At 40.4% G+C, this 14970-nt stretch carries 11 protein-coding genes; 6 read left to right on the top strand and 5 right to left on the bottom strand.

Annotated elements, in window-relative coordinates; translation table 11 throughout:
* Positions 1 to 123 precede the first annotated feature (123 nt).
* The 4 genes from ATC1_RS10930 to ATC1_RS10950 form a co-directional block, all read right to left on the bottom strand.
* Positions 124 to 2649, bottom strand: coding sequence for a DEAD/DEAH box helicase (locus ATC1_RS10930; protein ID WP_062281848.1), 2526 nt, complete (start codon positions 2647 to 2649; stop codon positions 124 to 126).
* A gap of 340 nt (positions 2650 to 2989) precedes the next feature.
* On the bottom strand, positions 2990 to 3952 hold the full coding sequence (locus ATC1_RS10935; RefSeq protein ID WP_062281851.1) for a DUF4349 domain-containing protein: 963 nt from the start codon (positions 3950 to 3952) through the stop codon (positions 2990 to 2992).
* A gap of 534 nt (positions 3953 to 4486) precedes the next feature.
* Positions 4487 to 5695, bottom strand: a complete 1209-nt coding sequence (coaBC, locus tag ATC1_RS10945; RefSeq protein ID WP_062281857.1) for a bifunctional phosphopantothenoylcysteine decarboxylase/phosphopantothenate--cysteine ligase CoaBC — start codon at positions 5693 to 5695, stop codon at positions 4487 to 4489.
* Positions 5692 to 6456: a type III pantothenate kinase gene (locus ATC1_RS10950; protein WP_062281860.1), complete on the bottom strand. Its 765-nt coding sequence runs from the start codon at positions 6454 to 6456 to the stop codon at positions 5692 to 5694. The genes coaBC and ATC1_RS10950 overlap by 4 nt, the downstream gene beginning before the upstream one ends.
* A 437-nt stretch (positions 6457 to 6893) precedes the next feature.
* Here ATC1_RS10950 and ATC1_RS10955 point away from each other — a divergent pair, with 437 nt between their 5' ends.
* Genes ATC1_RS10955 through tsaD form a run of 3 tightly spaced genes read left to right on the top strand, consistent with a single transcriptional unit; the run spans position 6894 to position 9627 of the window.
* The gene (locus ATC1_RS10955; protein ID WP_062281863.1) at positions 6894 to 7313 is read left to right on the top strand and encodes a hypothetical protein; all 420 of its coding nucleotides are present in this window, start codon (positions 6894 to 6896) and stop codon (positions 7311 to 7313) included.
* A 9-nt stretch (positions 7314 to 7322) separates the two neighbouring features.
* Complete coding sequence (locus ATC1_RS10960; RefSeq protein WP_062281866.1) at positions 7323 to 8573, top strand: M24 family metallopeptidase; 1251 nt, start codon at positions 7323 to 7325, stop codon at positions 8571 to 8573.
* 10 nt (positions 8574 to 8583) lie between these two features.
* A complete protein-coding gene (gene tsaD / locus ATC1_RS10965; protein WP_201777278.1) occupies positions 8584 to 9627 on the top strand; it encodes a tRNA (adenosine(37)-N6)-threonylcarbamoyltransferase complex transferase subunit TsaD in 1044 nt (347 codons plus the stop codon).
* A 228-nt stretch (positions 9628 to 9855) separates the two neighbouring features.
* Here the strand turns inward: tsaD and ATC1_RS10970 are convergent, their stop codons facing one another.
* Entirely contained in the window at positions 9856 to 11115 is a 1260-nt protein-coding gene (locus ATC1_RS10970) for an ROK family transcriptional regulator (protein WP_172667771.1), read from the bottom strand.
* Positions 11116 to 11301: 186 nt separating this feature from the next.
* Here ATC1_RS10970 and ATC1_RS10975 point away from each other — a divergent pair, with 186 nt between their 5' ends.
* The 3 genes from ATC1_RS10975 to ATC1_RS10985 all read left to right on the top strand — a co-directional run bounded on the left by ATC1_RS10975 (position 11302) and on the right by ATC1_RS10985 (position 14968).
* On the top strand, positions 11302 to 12348 hold the full coding sequence (locus ATC1_RS10975) for a galactose ABC transporter substrate-binding protein (protein ID WP_062281872.1): 1047 nt from the start codon (positions 11302 to 11304) through the stop codon (positions 12346 to 12348).
* 71 nt (positions 12349 to 12419) lie between these two features.
* Positions 12420 to 13958 carry a sugar ABC transporter ATP-binding protein gene (locus ATC1_RS10980; RefSeq protein ID WP_062281875.1) on the top strand — a complete coding sequence of 513 codons (1539 nt, stop codon included), beginning with the start codon at positions 12420 to 12422 and terminating at the stop codon, positions 13956 to 13958.
* 5 nt (positions 13959 to 13963) lie between these two features.
* Positions 13964 to 14968, top strand: a complete 1005-nt coding sequence (locus tag ATC1_RS10985) for a galactose/methyl galactoside ABC transporter permease MglC (protein ID WP_062281880.1) — start codon at positions 13964 to 13966, stop codon at positions 14966 to 14968.
* Positions 14969 to 14970: the final 2 nt, after the last annotated feature.

The following is a 14970-nucleotide window of genomic DNA, read 5'->3' on the forward strand; positions in this document are numbered from 1 at the left end:
AATAGACCATTAGAATAAAAAGGATTTTTTTTCTAATTATATAGTAGGATGTTCTTCTTTTTTTTTGAAAACGTTCATTCATTTGAAATATAGACTTAAAATTCGAATATAAGAGGAAAAAAATCATAACAACAAAGAATCCTCCCCATATTTTGAATTGCTGAGCCCATTTCCAATGGCTAATGCTTCTTTTTTACCCCCGATGCCGATTTCGCCCGCCGGGCCAATACATCCGGGACATCCATCTTCGCATTCACAATTCGTGATCAGATCGAGAGTCGCCTGGATAATTTTCTCAGTATTTTGGAAAATTGACTGTGATAGTCCAATTCCCCCTGGTATTGTTTCAAAAATGTAAATGGCCGGCAAACCTTGAAAAGCCGCATTCTCCGGATCGGCAATGACATTCAAATCCGAAAGATCACATTCAAGGAATAGTGAAGCCATATGATGCAGTGCTGAGGCAAAACCAGATAATCCGCTGCGCATTTTAACCGCAGCTTCCACTCGTTGGTGGCAATTTCTGCAGAGAGTTATCAGGTTTTCCAATTGATTTGCAGAATCTGGATTTGAGAAGTTCCGAAAAGGCACAATGTGATGAACCTGAAGGAATTTTTCTTCAGCCTGGATTCCGCAAAGTTGACAAGAAAATTGATCGCGCTGGATAATTTTTGATCGGATGATCGGCCAGTTTCTTCCATAATCATTGATTTCATTATTCCATAAAGACTCATGGACCAGATACTCCTGAAATTCCTTCTTCAATACGATCAGAAATGATTTTGTATCAAGCTTTTCTTCTGGCAGCGATAAAGGGCATTGATCCAGTATCTGATATGTTTCTATATCACGTTTCCGATAACCGGTAACTTGATCTGTAACGGTAACTTCTGCAACGTATATCGTTGCATGGATACCATCTCGGGACTCGATTATTTTCCCTGGAGTAACTTGACAGTTCCGAATAGCGTCTGTGGTATACCAGGTATTAAATTTTTCAGCCAAAGCAATATTTTCCTCAAGATCGAGTGAGCGAATCCGGTACGGTTCCCCGTTATGAAAATATATGGCTCCTTCATGAACCATCCAGTAACTTGAGAGTCGATCTACAATGCCAATACGAATCTTTTTGCCGAGGAGATCTTCGGAAATGATATTCACCTGATCCAGACTGCTATTTCGCAGAGAGACAACTTTTTGTGGAAGATCCGATTGAAACCAGAAATATTGTCCGCCGCTTTTTCTTGCGACTCCGGAGGATACGAGATAATCCAAAATATCCCGCGTTGCTTCGATCGATAGATTGCCGAATGATTCTCCTTCGGAAAATGGAAATTCAAAGAGCGCACACTGAAGATGCTGGAACAAAATCAACAGGTTATCGGGATCAATTAGCGCCGGTTCAATCGTGTGATCCTGAATAAATTCCGGATGTTTCATGAGGTACTGATCGACAGGGTTTTGTGAACCGACCAGATAAAAGGATGAATCCTGCTGATTTCTGCCTGCGCGTCCCATCCGTTGATAAAAGGATGCAATCGAACCCGGATAACCAATGGATATAACGCTGTCCATTTCGCCGATATCCATTCCTAATTCCAATGCATTTGTGGCAACAACACAACGATCTTCCCCCTGCTTTAATCCTTGTTCAATTTTTCTTCTTTCCTTCGGCAAATATCCAGATCGATACCCGTTAACTTCAACGCCAAGATCACGGAGCCTGCGGACGGCAGTTTCTACCGACTGCCTGGATTGGCTGAAAATCAAGAGTTGATGATCCTTTTTTTTCAGAATGTCGGCAGAAAGCCTGGCTGAAGTATGGATTGATCCTGCACGAAGGTGCAGTTGATCATCAACGATTGGCGGATTGATAAAGAGAATACTTCTTTTTCCTTTTCCGGATGTATCTTCAGAAAATTCCTCCATTGGACTCCCTATCAATTTTTCTGCCAGAACTCTGGCATTGGATAAGGTGGCGGAACAAAGGATGTATTGCTCATTGTGAATTTGGCTTTTATAGCGGTGTAGAATTCGATCAAGACGACGGAAAACATTGGCGGTATGGGATCCAAAAATTCCACGGTAGATGTGGACTTCATCAATCACGATGTATTGGAGCTGCTGTAAAAAATGAGACCAGTTTACGTGATAGGGCAGTATGCCCAGATGCAGCATATCCGGATTTGTTATAATCACCCGAGCGGTTTTACGGATAGCGGTTCGTTGATAGGATGGTGTATCACCATCATAAATCATAATATTGGAAGCTTTTTCAGGAATCATCCGAACAAGACTTTGACGCTGGTCTTGAGCGAGCGCTTTTGTCGGAAAAATCAGCAGAGCGGTTGATTGTGAATCGGATAAAAGCAGTTCCAGAATCGGAATTTGATAGCACAGGCTTTTACCGCTGGATGTTCCGGTGGAAATGACAATGTTCTTTCCTGAGGTAATCGCTTTCAATGCATCAAGCTGATGTTTATATAAAAAACGGATATTCTGCACGGAAAGCGTTCTTTTAATATTATCCGAGATAAACTCCGGCATTGGGACATATACAGCTTCTTTTTCTGGAATTGTCCAGGAATAGCTAATTTCCCCTAAAGGATAAAATTTTTCTGACTTGTGCTCTGGATAATTTGATGCCATATTTAACCCAGATTCTATCATGAGTTGTCACGATAAAACCAGCGGTTTGAAATAAGAAAAGGAGTATTTATTGTTTGGTCGTTTTTGCGCTACCAGTAAAAACAACACGAGAATCAGTTTTCTCTTTTTATTGATTTTGAATTACCGGGCTAAAACGAAAACAGGAATTCGAAAAATAAAAAGGAATCCTGGAAATATACCAGGATTCCTTTGCCCTTGTTATATGATTCGAAATATTATACAGATTTTATTGAGACGGTTAAAGGCTTTGTGCAAAAACAGCACAATAACATAATCACTCTTTTTTCAATAACTTCTCCAAATTTCGAATTGTTGACGATTATTCATGCTTCAGTAAATCAGAAACTTCAGTGTTGATCTTTTCTTTTCGTTTATTTTTCTTCCTTACAGCTCTGACGATAAAGAATATCGGAAGACCGATTACGACGATAAATGGAAGAACTGCGATAACAAAATAGGTGAGGATTTCAGCAAGAAGCTGACCAAAATCAATCAGCAACTGAACTGCGTTATTCAGGATCGGTTTAATTGCCCAATCATGCGTTTCAATAATTTTCTCCGGCGGGATGGGATTAATAATGACATAAATCGAAGACAAAGCTGCACTTTCGTCCATGAATTTTATCTGTCCCTTCAGGATTTCAATTTGTGATTCGATATCAGAAATTTCATGGAAAACTGCCAGTGTCTCTTCTGCAGTTTCAGCAGTGTCCATAATTTCATATAACTTTTTTCGCGTAGCCTCCAAACTGGATAATCTTGATTGCGAGTCGACATAATCACTGGTGATATCTTTGCCGGTAATTGTTTTTGAACTGACATGTTTTTCAACATCTGTCGTCAGTGATTCAATTGCTTGAAGCGCTTCATCCAGATAATCCGCAGAAACCCGGATTGTCGTCTCGCCATATGGCAACAGCGCTTCCGATTGATAATAACGCTGCCCGTTGGTGGAATTGACAACATATCCGCCATATTGTACTGCCATACTGTTGATTTGATTCAACGCTTGGATCGGATCAATCACTTCAATTGTGATGGATGCATTTTTTACAATTTTTCTTTCCACGCCATCCGATTGTGGGAGGACAGAGACAGATTTTGAAACAGGCATTTCCTGACTGCCAGAATAAATTTCATCATACGCATACTCTGCGGTGCTTTCGGGATAGGGAGTACTGTAGTATTCAGCCAATGGCACACGGTTGTCCTGCCCTTTGCTTTTGCAGCCTGAGAGGAAAAGAGTTATGATGAAAACTGTTATAAGGATTTTATTTTTCATAGAAAAGGCCTCCAATTTCATAATATCTTCAATCAATTAACTTATGATCCCTATGAAAACGCAATTCTGAATCAAAAAAATGTGTTTACTTCTGCGATCAACAGGATTTTCCATTTATTTCTTGGATTCATCGCTATAACCATTGTACGAAACTTAAACAACAAAGTTCCAATGAATTCAATCCGGGTCAGAAATTTGAAATATTGGGAGGATGCATCGTTGTTGTGATATTTTTGCGTATCGCGCAAAAGCCTCACAACAACGATTTTCCCCGGATTGATTCGAAATGAAAGTTGATATTTCGAATTACTGACTCCGATTCAGTAATTAATAAATGGAAAAGTCTTTTATCCTTTTGATATTCTAAAGCGCTGAACAAGACTTGTTGATCTGTTATTCAAGCGACTCCAAAGGAAATCGAACTGATTGGTTCCATGAATCATTTTGTTTGTCTGCAAGATGAAAAGAAAAAAGCTGTTCATAAGAACAGCTTTTTAATAGAAGAATCGGGAATGTGACTCCTGCTTTTCTGCGTTAAAAGAATCGATTGAGCTCTGCAATGATTTTTTCTGCCAGGTCGGATTTTTCCATCAGCGGCATTTCTTTTTTATTGCCGTCTGGAAAGAGGAAGAAAGCCCTGTTTTGGTCGACTTCAAAACCACTGTCTGACGAAGAAATATCATTTGCAATCATCATATCCAATTTCTTTTTGTTCAGTTTCTCGGAGGCATTTTTGATCAGATCCTGACTCTCGGCAGCAAATCCGAAAACCGCTTTTAAATTCGGCATACTGGAACGAATACCTGCTATTTCTCCTAAGATATCTTCGGTGGGTTCTAAATCAATCTTGTGATAACCGCTCGATTTTTTAATTTTTTGTTGAGAAATTTGTTTGGGGCGAAAATCAGCGACGGCTGCGCACATGATCAGGGCGTCACAATCCGGCAAACGATCCAATAAATTGTTTTGCATCTCTTCTGCCGATTTCACCAACACCTTTTCGCATCCATAAGGAGCTTCCAATCCGGTAGGGGTGGTGACAAGAATAACATCCGCTCCGGCATCTAAAGCTGCCTGTGCGATGGCATATCCTTGCTTCCCGGAGGAGCGATTGGTAATGAAACGTACCGGGTCAATGGCTTCCTGTGTCCCGCCTGCGGTAACCAGGATTCGCTTTCCTTTTAGATAATTGTCACGTGATAATAATAAACGTATCTTGCCAAAAATATCTGCTGGTTCGGACATCCTGCCGACACCGGCTAATCCGGAAGCGAGATGGCCTGAATCCGGACCGATGAAATGAATCCCGCGATCACGCAATATGGCGATATTTGCCTGAGTGGCTGGATTGTTATACATGTCGCCATCCATTGCAGGGACCGCTAACATCGGACAATGACTGGCCAAGATGGAAACCGCCAGCAGACTATCACCGAAACCATAAGCTAATTTTGCCATGAAATCGGCGGAAGCGGGAGCAATAACGATAAAATCCGCATTGTGCCCAAGTCCGATATGGGTGACATGCGTTTCACCTTCCCATAAATCTTTGTCGGTAAATGCTTTACAGCCAGTAACAGACTGAAAGGTGAGCGGCGTGATGAATTTCTCAGCGCCTGGGGTTAATACCGCATTTACTTTAGCACCGGCTTTCGTAAGGCGAGATGCCAAATCCACAGCTTTATAAGCTGCGATGGATCCAGTTACTCCAAGCAGAATCGATCGATTTTGAAACAGTTTCATTGGTTTTTCTCCCAAAAAAGCCGTAAGCCTGTCAGTGTCAGCCAAGAGTTGACAATTTGAATACATTTCGTTTCGCCTGAAATAACCTTCGCGAAACCTCCTGTCGCAACTGTCATCATGTCATCACCGATTTCTGTTTTAAAACGTTGAACCATCCCTTCGATCATCGATACATAGCCAAAAAAAAGGCCGGATTGCATAGAATGAATTGTATTCTTGCCGATGATGTGCGGGGGTTTCTGAATGCTAATGTTGGGAAGCTGGGCTGTCTTAATAAACAATGCATCTGCACTTGTCTGGATTCCGGCTGAAATTGCTCCACCGATATAATCCCCCGATCGATCCAACAGATTGAAGGTTGTTGCAGTACCAAAATCAATCAGGCAAGCCGGAAAACCGTAGAGTGTTTTAACTGCTAAAATATCCACAATACGGTCATTTCCTAATTCGGCCGGATTGTCGATTTTCAGTTGCATTCCAATATTAAGTTTGTGAGAGACACAGAGAACAGGTCGCTTGATGTAATATTCACAAGCTTCTTCAATTCTGGAGGTAATTTGGGGGACAACCGAAGAAATGCAGACTCCGTCGATATATGCCGGATTAATCCCATTATGCTCAAATAGAAACCAGAATTGCATACCGTATTCATCCGGCATGAGGTTTTTGTTGGTTGCCATTCTCCAGCGCATGATTAATTCGCTGCCTTTAAACATCCCCAAAGTTATGTTTGTATTACCAATATCTATCGTAAAAAGCATGCAGTCTCATCTGTCCTTTATCATTTTTTTTGGGATTGAACAGCGATTCGTCATATAAGAAGGATTTTCTGTTGATATTTTTTTCTGCATTACAACAATATGGCTATAAAATCGATCTTTTTATTTGCGAGACCTATCTAAATATCGAATTGCTGATCTCAATCCGATTATAATTATAGCCGACAGTATCTGGATCGTTGCATAACAATTCTTTATTGTCAGCAGTTCCAAATATCGGAAGGACTTTTGTTATTCTATTGATGCTTCACTCCACTAATCACCAATAGAATAATAATTTATTGTTTAATTCGAGTAACAAGTCATTATTTCGGTTTACTGATAAAGATTTCGAATGATTAACAGGATTCTTGATTCGTTATATGAATAACTCGTTGGATCAGACGATTCTATCAACGGTTTATTAAGAAGGATCTGCATTGGAAAAACTTCGAACTTATGTACTTTTAGGATTCTTATTATCGCTCCCGAGCGGATATGCATTATACCGGCTGATTTTTTTTTACTTGCCATATTTAAAGGAACGCTGGTTTTTTTTCTTATTAGTCATCGTTTTTATCAGCGGAATTACACTCCCCTTTTACGCAGCGTTAAACAAATATTTTTTTTCAACCAGAAAGATCTTTCCTCGCACAGTCATCCGTGAATCGCTCGTAACTGCGATATTGTGCGATGTGTTGATATGGTTTCAAATTGGGCGTGTTTTGAATTCAACGATAATATTTTTTAGCGTTGGAGGATTTCTGACGGTCGAAATCCTGCTGAGAGCCCGTGATACAGTCACTACAAAAAATAATTATTCAGAATTATCGAAAGACCATGAAAATATAAAATCATAAGGTATTTGAATGAAATCAGAAATCAATCGTTTATTACATGAAAAAAATTTGGATGCTATTGTCATTTCCGGTTCAGGCAGTCATAATGCTCCTTTGAAATATTTTACGAAGGATGCTTTCTTTACTCATGCGCAGATTGTCATTATAAGAGATCAAGATCCCGTATTATTTTATCGCCCGATGGAACGGGATAATGCTGAAAGAACAGGATTCAAAAAAATCTGCTATGACTCATTTCCGCAAAAAGATTTTTATACAATTTCAAAGGGAAATTCGAATCTGGCTAATGCTTTGGAATTGCAGTCAATGTTCCGATCCCTCGGTTTTATTAAGGGTAGAGCCGCTTTTTGTGGTCAATTGGAATTTGGGACGCACCTTGCCATGCTGCAGGAATTTCAGCGGCTTATGCCGGAAATTGAAATTGCCGGATCTGAGGGAATTGAGATTCTGAATCAAGCCCGATTCACAAAGGATGAATCAGAGCTTGCTGCAATCCGTAAAATGGGCGAAATTGTTGTAAAAATCGCAGGTCGGGTTGAACAATATATTCAAAGCAATTATTTGAAGAACGGGATTCTGGTTGATCAAAATGAATTACCGGTGACAATTGGCATGATCAAGAAATCCATTAACATGTGGCTGACCGAATTAGGCGCTGAAAATCCTAATGGAACTATTTTTTCTATGGGCAGAGATGCTGGTGTCCCTCATAACGAGGGGAATGATGATGCTGTAATAGAAGCCGGGAAGAGCATTGTTTTTGATTTTTTTCCTTGTGAGACTGGCGGTGGATATTTTTATGATTTTACGCGTACCTGGTGTATTGGATATGCTTCTCAGGAGATTGAAAAAGCGTATGAGCAAGTACGTTTTGTTGACGATGCGGTATTGAAAGACATCTGTCCTGGAAAAAGTCTAAAAGAATTGCAGCACTTAACCTGCAGATTATTTCGGGAGATGGGACATCAAACAATAGAAGATCATCCAGGAACACAAGAAGGGTATGTTCATTCTGTCAGTCACGGATTGGGGCTAAATGTGCATGAACGCCCTTTCAGTGGAATTTCTGCCAGCGATGCGGATGTGATATTGCCGGGTACTGTTTTTACAGTCGAGCCGGGGTTGTATTATCCGGAAATTGAAAATCCATTTGGTGTCCGGATTGAAGATACAATCTATATCGACAACGATGGGAATGCTCAATACTTTGTCCAATACCCCTATCATCTTGTCATACCTGTAAAACAGTTGGAAAAATAAAGGAAAAACCATGGCGGAAAATGTTCCGATTCGAATTTTGGCTATTGAAAGTTCATGTGATGAGACTGCAACGGCAGTAGTAGAAAACGGTCGAAAGCTCATTGCCAATGTCGTTTCTACACAGATCGAAATCCATAAGCAATATGGCGGTGTGTTCCCGGAAGTGGCATCACGTCAACACGTGTTGGCGATTTCAACCGTCATTGAAGAAACGATTCGAAAAGCTCACATGTCGGTTAAAGATTTTGATGCCATTGCCGTCACGCGGGGACCTGGCCTGGCCGGATCTTTGGTGGTTGGAGTGAATGCGGCGAAGGGATTGGCGTTGGCGACTGGCTTGCCATTGATTGGCGTTAATCATTTGGAGGGTCATATTTATTCTGCCTGGCTTTATCCACAGGAGGAGCAGGAAATTCCTCCAGTGCCAGAATTTCCTGCGGTTATCTTGCTGGTATCCGGCGGACATTCTGAGATTATTTTAATGAAATCTCATTTGCAGTATGAACGTCTTGGTGGAACATTAGATGATGCCGCAGGGGAAGCTTTTGATAAAGTAGCTCGATTGATCGGACTTTCTTATCCGGGAGGACCTTCCATTCAAAAAGCCGCGGTACTTGGCGATCCCAAGAAATTTAATTTTCCACGATCAAGATTGGAAGGGACCTGGGATTTTTCTTTCAGCGGATTAAAAACAGCTGTTTTACGAATGGTTCGCCAATTGGAAAAAGAATCCGGTGAACTGCCTGTCGCAGACCTCGCTGCCAGTTTTCAGGCTTCAGTAGTCGATGTTTTATTTGAAAAGACAATGATGGCTGCCCGGAAATATCAGGCAAAAAGTGTGGTTATTGCAGGCGGTGTCTCTGCCAATCAGGCGTTGCGAGACGCTTTTAAAGCACAAAAAGAATTTTCTCTTTTTATCCCTCGATTAATGTTTTGTACTGATAATGCGGCTATGGTTGGCGCCGCTGCTTACCAACGCTTTTTGTTGAATCGATGGGATGATTTTGACATGGACGTGATGCCAACCTGGCCGCTGACAAGAGTCAGTTTATAAAATTTTTCAAATAAAAATCCTGACAAAAATCACCCAAATATGTCAGGACGAGATTGTGATGATCATGCCAGTGATTTGAAATACGGAAAAGATTTATTATGGTCGAGCTATTTTTTTTCTTGAAACGAAAAAATAGCTCAACCATGATTTATATCTCTTCTTTAATTATTGGTATTCCCTGTTTTTGAAAAACTGTAATCGTATGAATACGTTTTTTGTATAATTCTCTTATCGATAGATCAATTCGTCTGAAAAGAAGTGCTCTTTCAGAGCATGAATAGCCCCGGAAAGTTCCAGTTCAATTAATGAACACCGATCCGATTCCAAACGAAAATTCTGATCTTTTGTTAAAAAATTGACTTCAGAAATATATTTATAAAATTCATCGATAAAATGACGATTGTAAGAGGAAAAATTTCCCTGCAGGATAAAAACATCCGGATCATAAACGGTAGCAATATTAAAAAAGGTCTGCGCAAAATAATGAGCTAATGTTGATAATTCAGTTCGGCAGCACTGGAATCCCTGTTCTTCTCCAAGAACGATATCGTTAAAATTGATCTTTGATAATGGTTTCTGCATATAAGCCAGAAAGTCATCGATATCTTTGGCGTGTTGAATTCGGGATTGGATTGTATCATTGCGAGTCAAACTCTCGAAGCAACCTGTTTTTCCGCATTTGCATGTTGCCGATGATTGCGGATCGATGACCATATGCCCGAATTCTCCAATAATCGAATTCGCTCCTTGGATCAGGTTGCCTTTGTCAAAAAAACAACCAGAGATACCGTGATAGGTGTACACCGTTACGATCCTCAATGATGAATACTTGTGTTTCTGGCTGGCTATTGTACCAAATCCGGCCATTTTCCCGATATTTTCGACAAACACATATTGCGCTGTCGGGAATGCTTCCTGAAAATAATTCTTGACGGGAATATTTCTACCCCAGCTGTCATTAAACAAACTATATCGAAGAATTTCATTGTCTTCAACAATTCCAGGTGTTACAACCGCTATTCCGTAAAGTGATTCTTCTGCACCTTTCCGTAAACGGAACAACCTGTCAGCTGTTTCGCGGATGCTTTTCATAAAAGAGGAAAAATCATTTGCCAAAACTATTTCTGAAGCAAGCGTTTCACTCCCAATCTCTTGTAAATTCATAGTATAAAGACTGATATGGAATTCTTTCCCTCGAAGTAATAAGATCAATAAGGTTTTTTCTGCCGCTAATTGAAAAAGTGTTGGTTTTTTTCCGCCTGTTTCAGTGGAATCTCCTTTGCCAGAACTGGTAATAAGTCCGGATCTTACAAAATGATCCAACGCTTTTGTAATAGTCTGGCGACTGACACCGGTTCGTAGAGATATGTCAGCTATCGAATGCGGCAATCCATCATTAAAGATGCTCATAACTGTTTTTCGGTTTTGAATTTTTAGGGTAAATGGTTTCGCCGCAGTTTTAATTTCTCCGTCCATGTCCTTCTTCATACTATTCCCTTTTTTCAGAATCCGTATAATTCTAATATGAAAAATGGTAAGGTGATTTTCATCATGAACAACAAGGAAAATCCTCATCAAAGATTTATTTTTAAACCATTATAATTCAATGTAAGGTAGTTAAGTAACTAAGTTGCGTAACCAAAAGTCATTTGAATTTAATAAGAGGGATGAAAGATGAAACGTTCAATATTATTTGTATTAATAGCTGTCATGTTATTGTCTGCAGTTTCAGTTGTTTCAGCCGAAACTCCGACTGCCGGTGTTATCTGGTATAACTTTGCTGATACATTTATTCAAAATGCTCGTCAGACGTTATTAAATGTGGCAAAAGCTGATGGAACGGTGGAGATTGTTGATGCCGATTCTCAGAATGACATAGCCACCCAGACCAACAATATTAATAATTTCTATACACGCGGAATTGATTATTTGGTTTTGAATAACATCAACACCGCAGCGATCAGCGAAATTGTACAGAAAGCAAAAGAAGAAGGTGTTGTCACCATTTTTGCCAATACAGATTCTCCGTCTGATGAAGATTTCGCCAATTATGATGGACTCTACCTGGTTTCTTCACGAGCGCCTCAATCAGGAACCATTATGGGTGAGGCAGCGGTAAAATACTGGAAGGAACATCCGGAAGCCGACCGAAATGGTAACGGAAAGATGGACTACATTATGCTGTTAGGGTTAACCTGGCATTATGATACACAAGTTCGTGCCGAATATTCCATTAAAGCTGTCGAAGATGCCGGTATTGCAACCAACCAAATCGGCGGAGAGGTCGTAGCCGAATACAACCGCGGACAAGCTCAAGAGAAGGTAGCAGCTTTACTGGCTAACTTCAGTGATGATATCGATATTATCTTTGCCTGTAATGACGATATGGCATTAGGCGCCATAGAAGCATTAAAAGCTGGCGGTTTCTTCAAAGATGAAGCTTCCTTCCTGCCGGTTTGCGGTGTCGATGCAACGGTTGTCGGCTGCGATGCATTACGCGATGGAACATTACTGGTAACTTCCTTGAATAATCCTGTTACACTCGGTAAAGCAATCTACAAGACGATGTATCTGCTCGAGAACGGAAAAGAAGTTACAACCGAGACGTTGAATATGAAAGGCGCAACAGTCGAAGGACATAGAATCTGGTTGGATTACACAGCAATAACAAAAGAAAATGTCGATGAAGCGGCATATGACATTACCGATACCACTTTCTAAGTAAATCGAGGTACAAATGAACAGCCGGAATAATTGTTCCGGCTGTTTCAGTAATGGAACAGGAGATTCTTATGCAAGATTCCGAATTCATTTTAGAAATGAATCATATCAGCAAATCTTTTCCAGGAGTAAAAGCATTAGATGATGTAACTTTCAAGGTTCGAAGGGGAGTTGTACATGCATTAATGGGTGAGAATGGAGCTGGAAAATCCACATTAATGAAATGTGCCTTTGGGTTGTATCATCCCAATGAGGGCGAAATTCGATTTGACGGACAACCCATACGACTGGTTGATACACGCGATGCCTTGAATTACGGAATTGCAATGATTCATCAGGAATTACAGCCAATCAGGACACGTTCGACGATGGAAAATGTGTGGGTTGGCAGAATTCCTTATCGAAAAATGATGGGAATACATTGGGTCGATGATCAAAAATTATATTCCGATACGAAGAAATTATTGGATGAACTGGAAATCAACATTAATCCAAGAACGAAAGCAGGTAGTTTGTCGGCTTCTCACTGCCAACTTTTAGAAATTGCCAGAGCAGTATCTTATGATGCAAAAGTAATTATTATGGATGAACCGACATCATCGTTAACTGAGGTTGAAGCCGAATTGTTATTCAAAATTATCAAAAAACTTACAGACAAAGGTGTGGCAATTATTTATATATCCCACAAAATCGATGAAATACTGAAGATTGCTCAGGATGTAACAATAATGCGAGATGGAAAAATTGTCGGCACCTGGCCTGCAGAAGAATTGAATACGGATGTGATTGTGAAACGCATGGTTGGACGAGAGATGAGCAACCGTTTTCCGCCCAAAAAACATATTCCCGGCGAAGTATGTCTGGAGATCAAAAATTTCTCAAGCGCAAACGAACACAGCTTCCAGGATGTTAATTTGTTATTACACAAAAGCGAGATTTTGGGAATCGGCGGTTTAGTCGGGGCGCAAAGAACTGAACTGGTGGAATCCATTTTTGGATTGCGTCCGATTAAGAGTGGCAAACTTATTCTCAATGGAAAAGAAACTTGTATCAGAAAGCCGAAAGATGCTATCAGTAACAATATCGCCTTGGTTACCGAAGACCGGCGGTTATCAGGAATTATTTCAAAATTTTCTGTTATGGAAAATATTATTCTGGCAAATCAGACGGCAAATCCGAAAACTTATATGAAAGGACTTTTTCTGGATGATAAAAAGCGGAAAGCTGATGCAGAAAAATATGTCGAAGCATTATCCATCAAAACACCAAGTATCAGAACGCTCATACAATATCTATCCGGTGGCAATCAACAAAAGACTGTTATCAGTCGCTGGATGCTGACTGATCCTGAAATACTAATCCTTGATGAACCTACCAGAGGGATAGATGTTGGTGCAAAATATGAGATCTATTGCTTAATGGAACAAATGGCAATGGAAGGGAAAGCGATTATCATGATCAGCTCTGAGATGCCTGAACTTTTGGGTATGTCAGATCGAATTGCAGTGATGTGTGAAGGTCGTCTATCCGGTGTGTTAGACAGTAAAACAGCAACTGATGAGAAAGTTATGTTTCTTGCCAGTTCTTATGAATATGCTATGGAAGAATAGTACCGATGGAAAATTCAAAGAAATACTCACTTCGGTTTGTATTGGAAAACTATGCCTTATATATCATTATGGCATTAATGATCATCATTATCGGAATGATGTCTCCAAAATTTTTCTCATTGCGAGTGTTGCGGGATATCCTTATGCAAAGCTCAACTCGAATTATTGTGGCAATGGGATGTATGTTTATTCTTGTTTCGGGATCGGCAGACCTGTCCGGTGGTCGAACGGTCGGATTGGCTGCAGTTGTCGCAGGATCTTTGGCTCAAAAGGCTGATTATTATATAAAATTCTGGCCAAGTCTTCCTGAAATGCCGGTGATTGTTCCGCTAATCGCAGCAATTCTGATCGGCTTGCTGGTTGGTCTGGCGAATGGCTTTTCCGTAGCAAAATTGAAAGTGCCTTCATTTTTAGCTACTTTAGGCTGGATGATGGTTGCCTATGGAGCGAATTGTTTGTATTCCAATAAACCGCCAAATAACTCACAACCTTTAGGCGGATTTCTCAAGTCATTCACAGATCTTGGTACTGCCAGTTTCTTAAGCGTTCCATATATCATTTATATCGCAATAGGAGTCTGTATTGTTGTACATCTTCTCTTGACAAAGACTTGTTTAGGACGCGAAATCTTTGCGGCAGGCAGTAATTCTGAAGCGGCTCGTGTTTCCGGAATAAATGTTTTTAAAATTCAAATGATTACCTTTGCTATTGCTGGGGTTTGTTACGGCCTGGCAGGATGTCTTGAGGCGGCCAGAACTGGTTCAGCCACAAGTACTTATGGAAATGGTTATGAAATGGATGCGATTGCTTCCTGTATCGTTGGCGGATGCTCGCTGACAGGTGGCGTCGGGAATGTCTTTGGGGTCTTTTTCGGTGTATTGATCTTCAATGTGATTAACTATGGTTTGACGTTTATCGGTTTGAGCTCTTATTGGCAATACGTAGTCAAAGGTTTGATTATCATTTTTGCAGTCAGCATTGATATGCGGAAATATCGACGGAACGACTAATT

The sequence above is a fragment of the Flexilinea flocculi genome (genome assembly GCF_001192795.1).
GTDB lineage: Bacteria > Chloroflexota > Anaerolineae > Anaerolineales > Anaerolineaceae > Flexilinea > Flexilinea flocculi.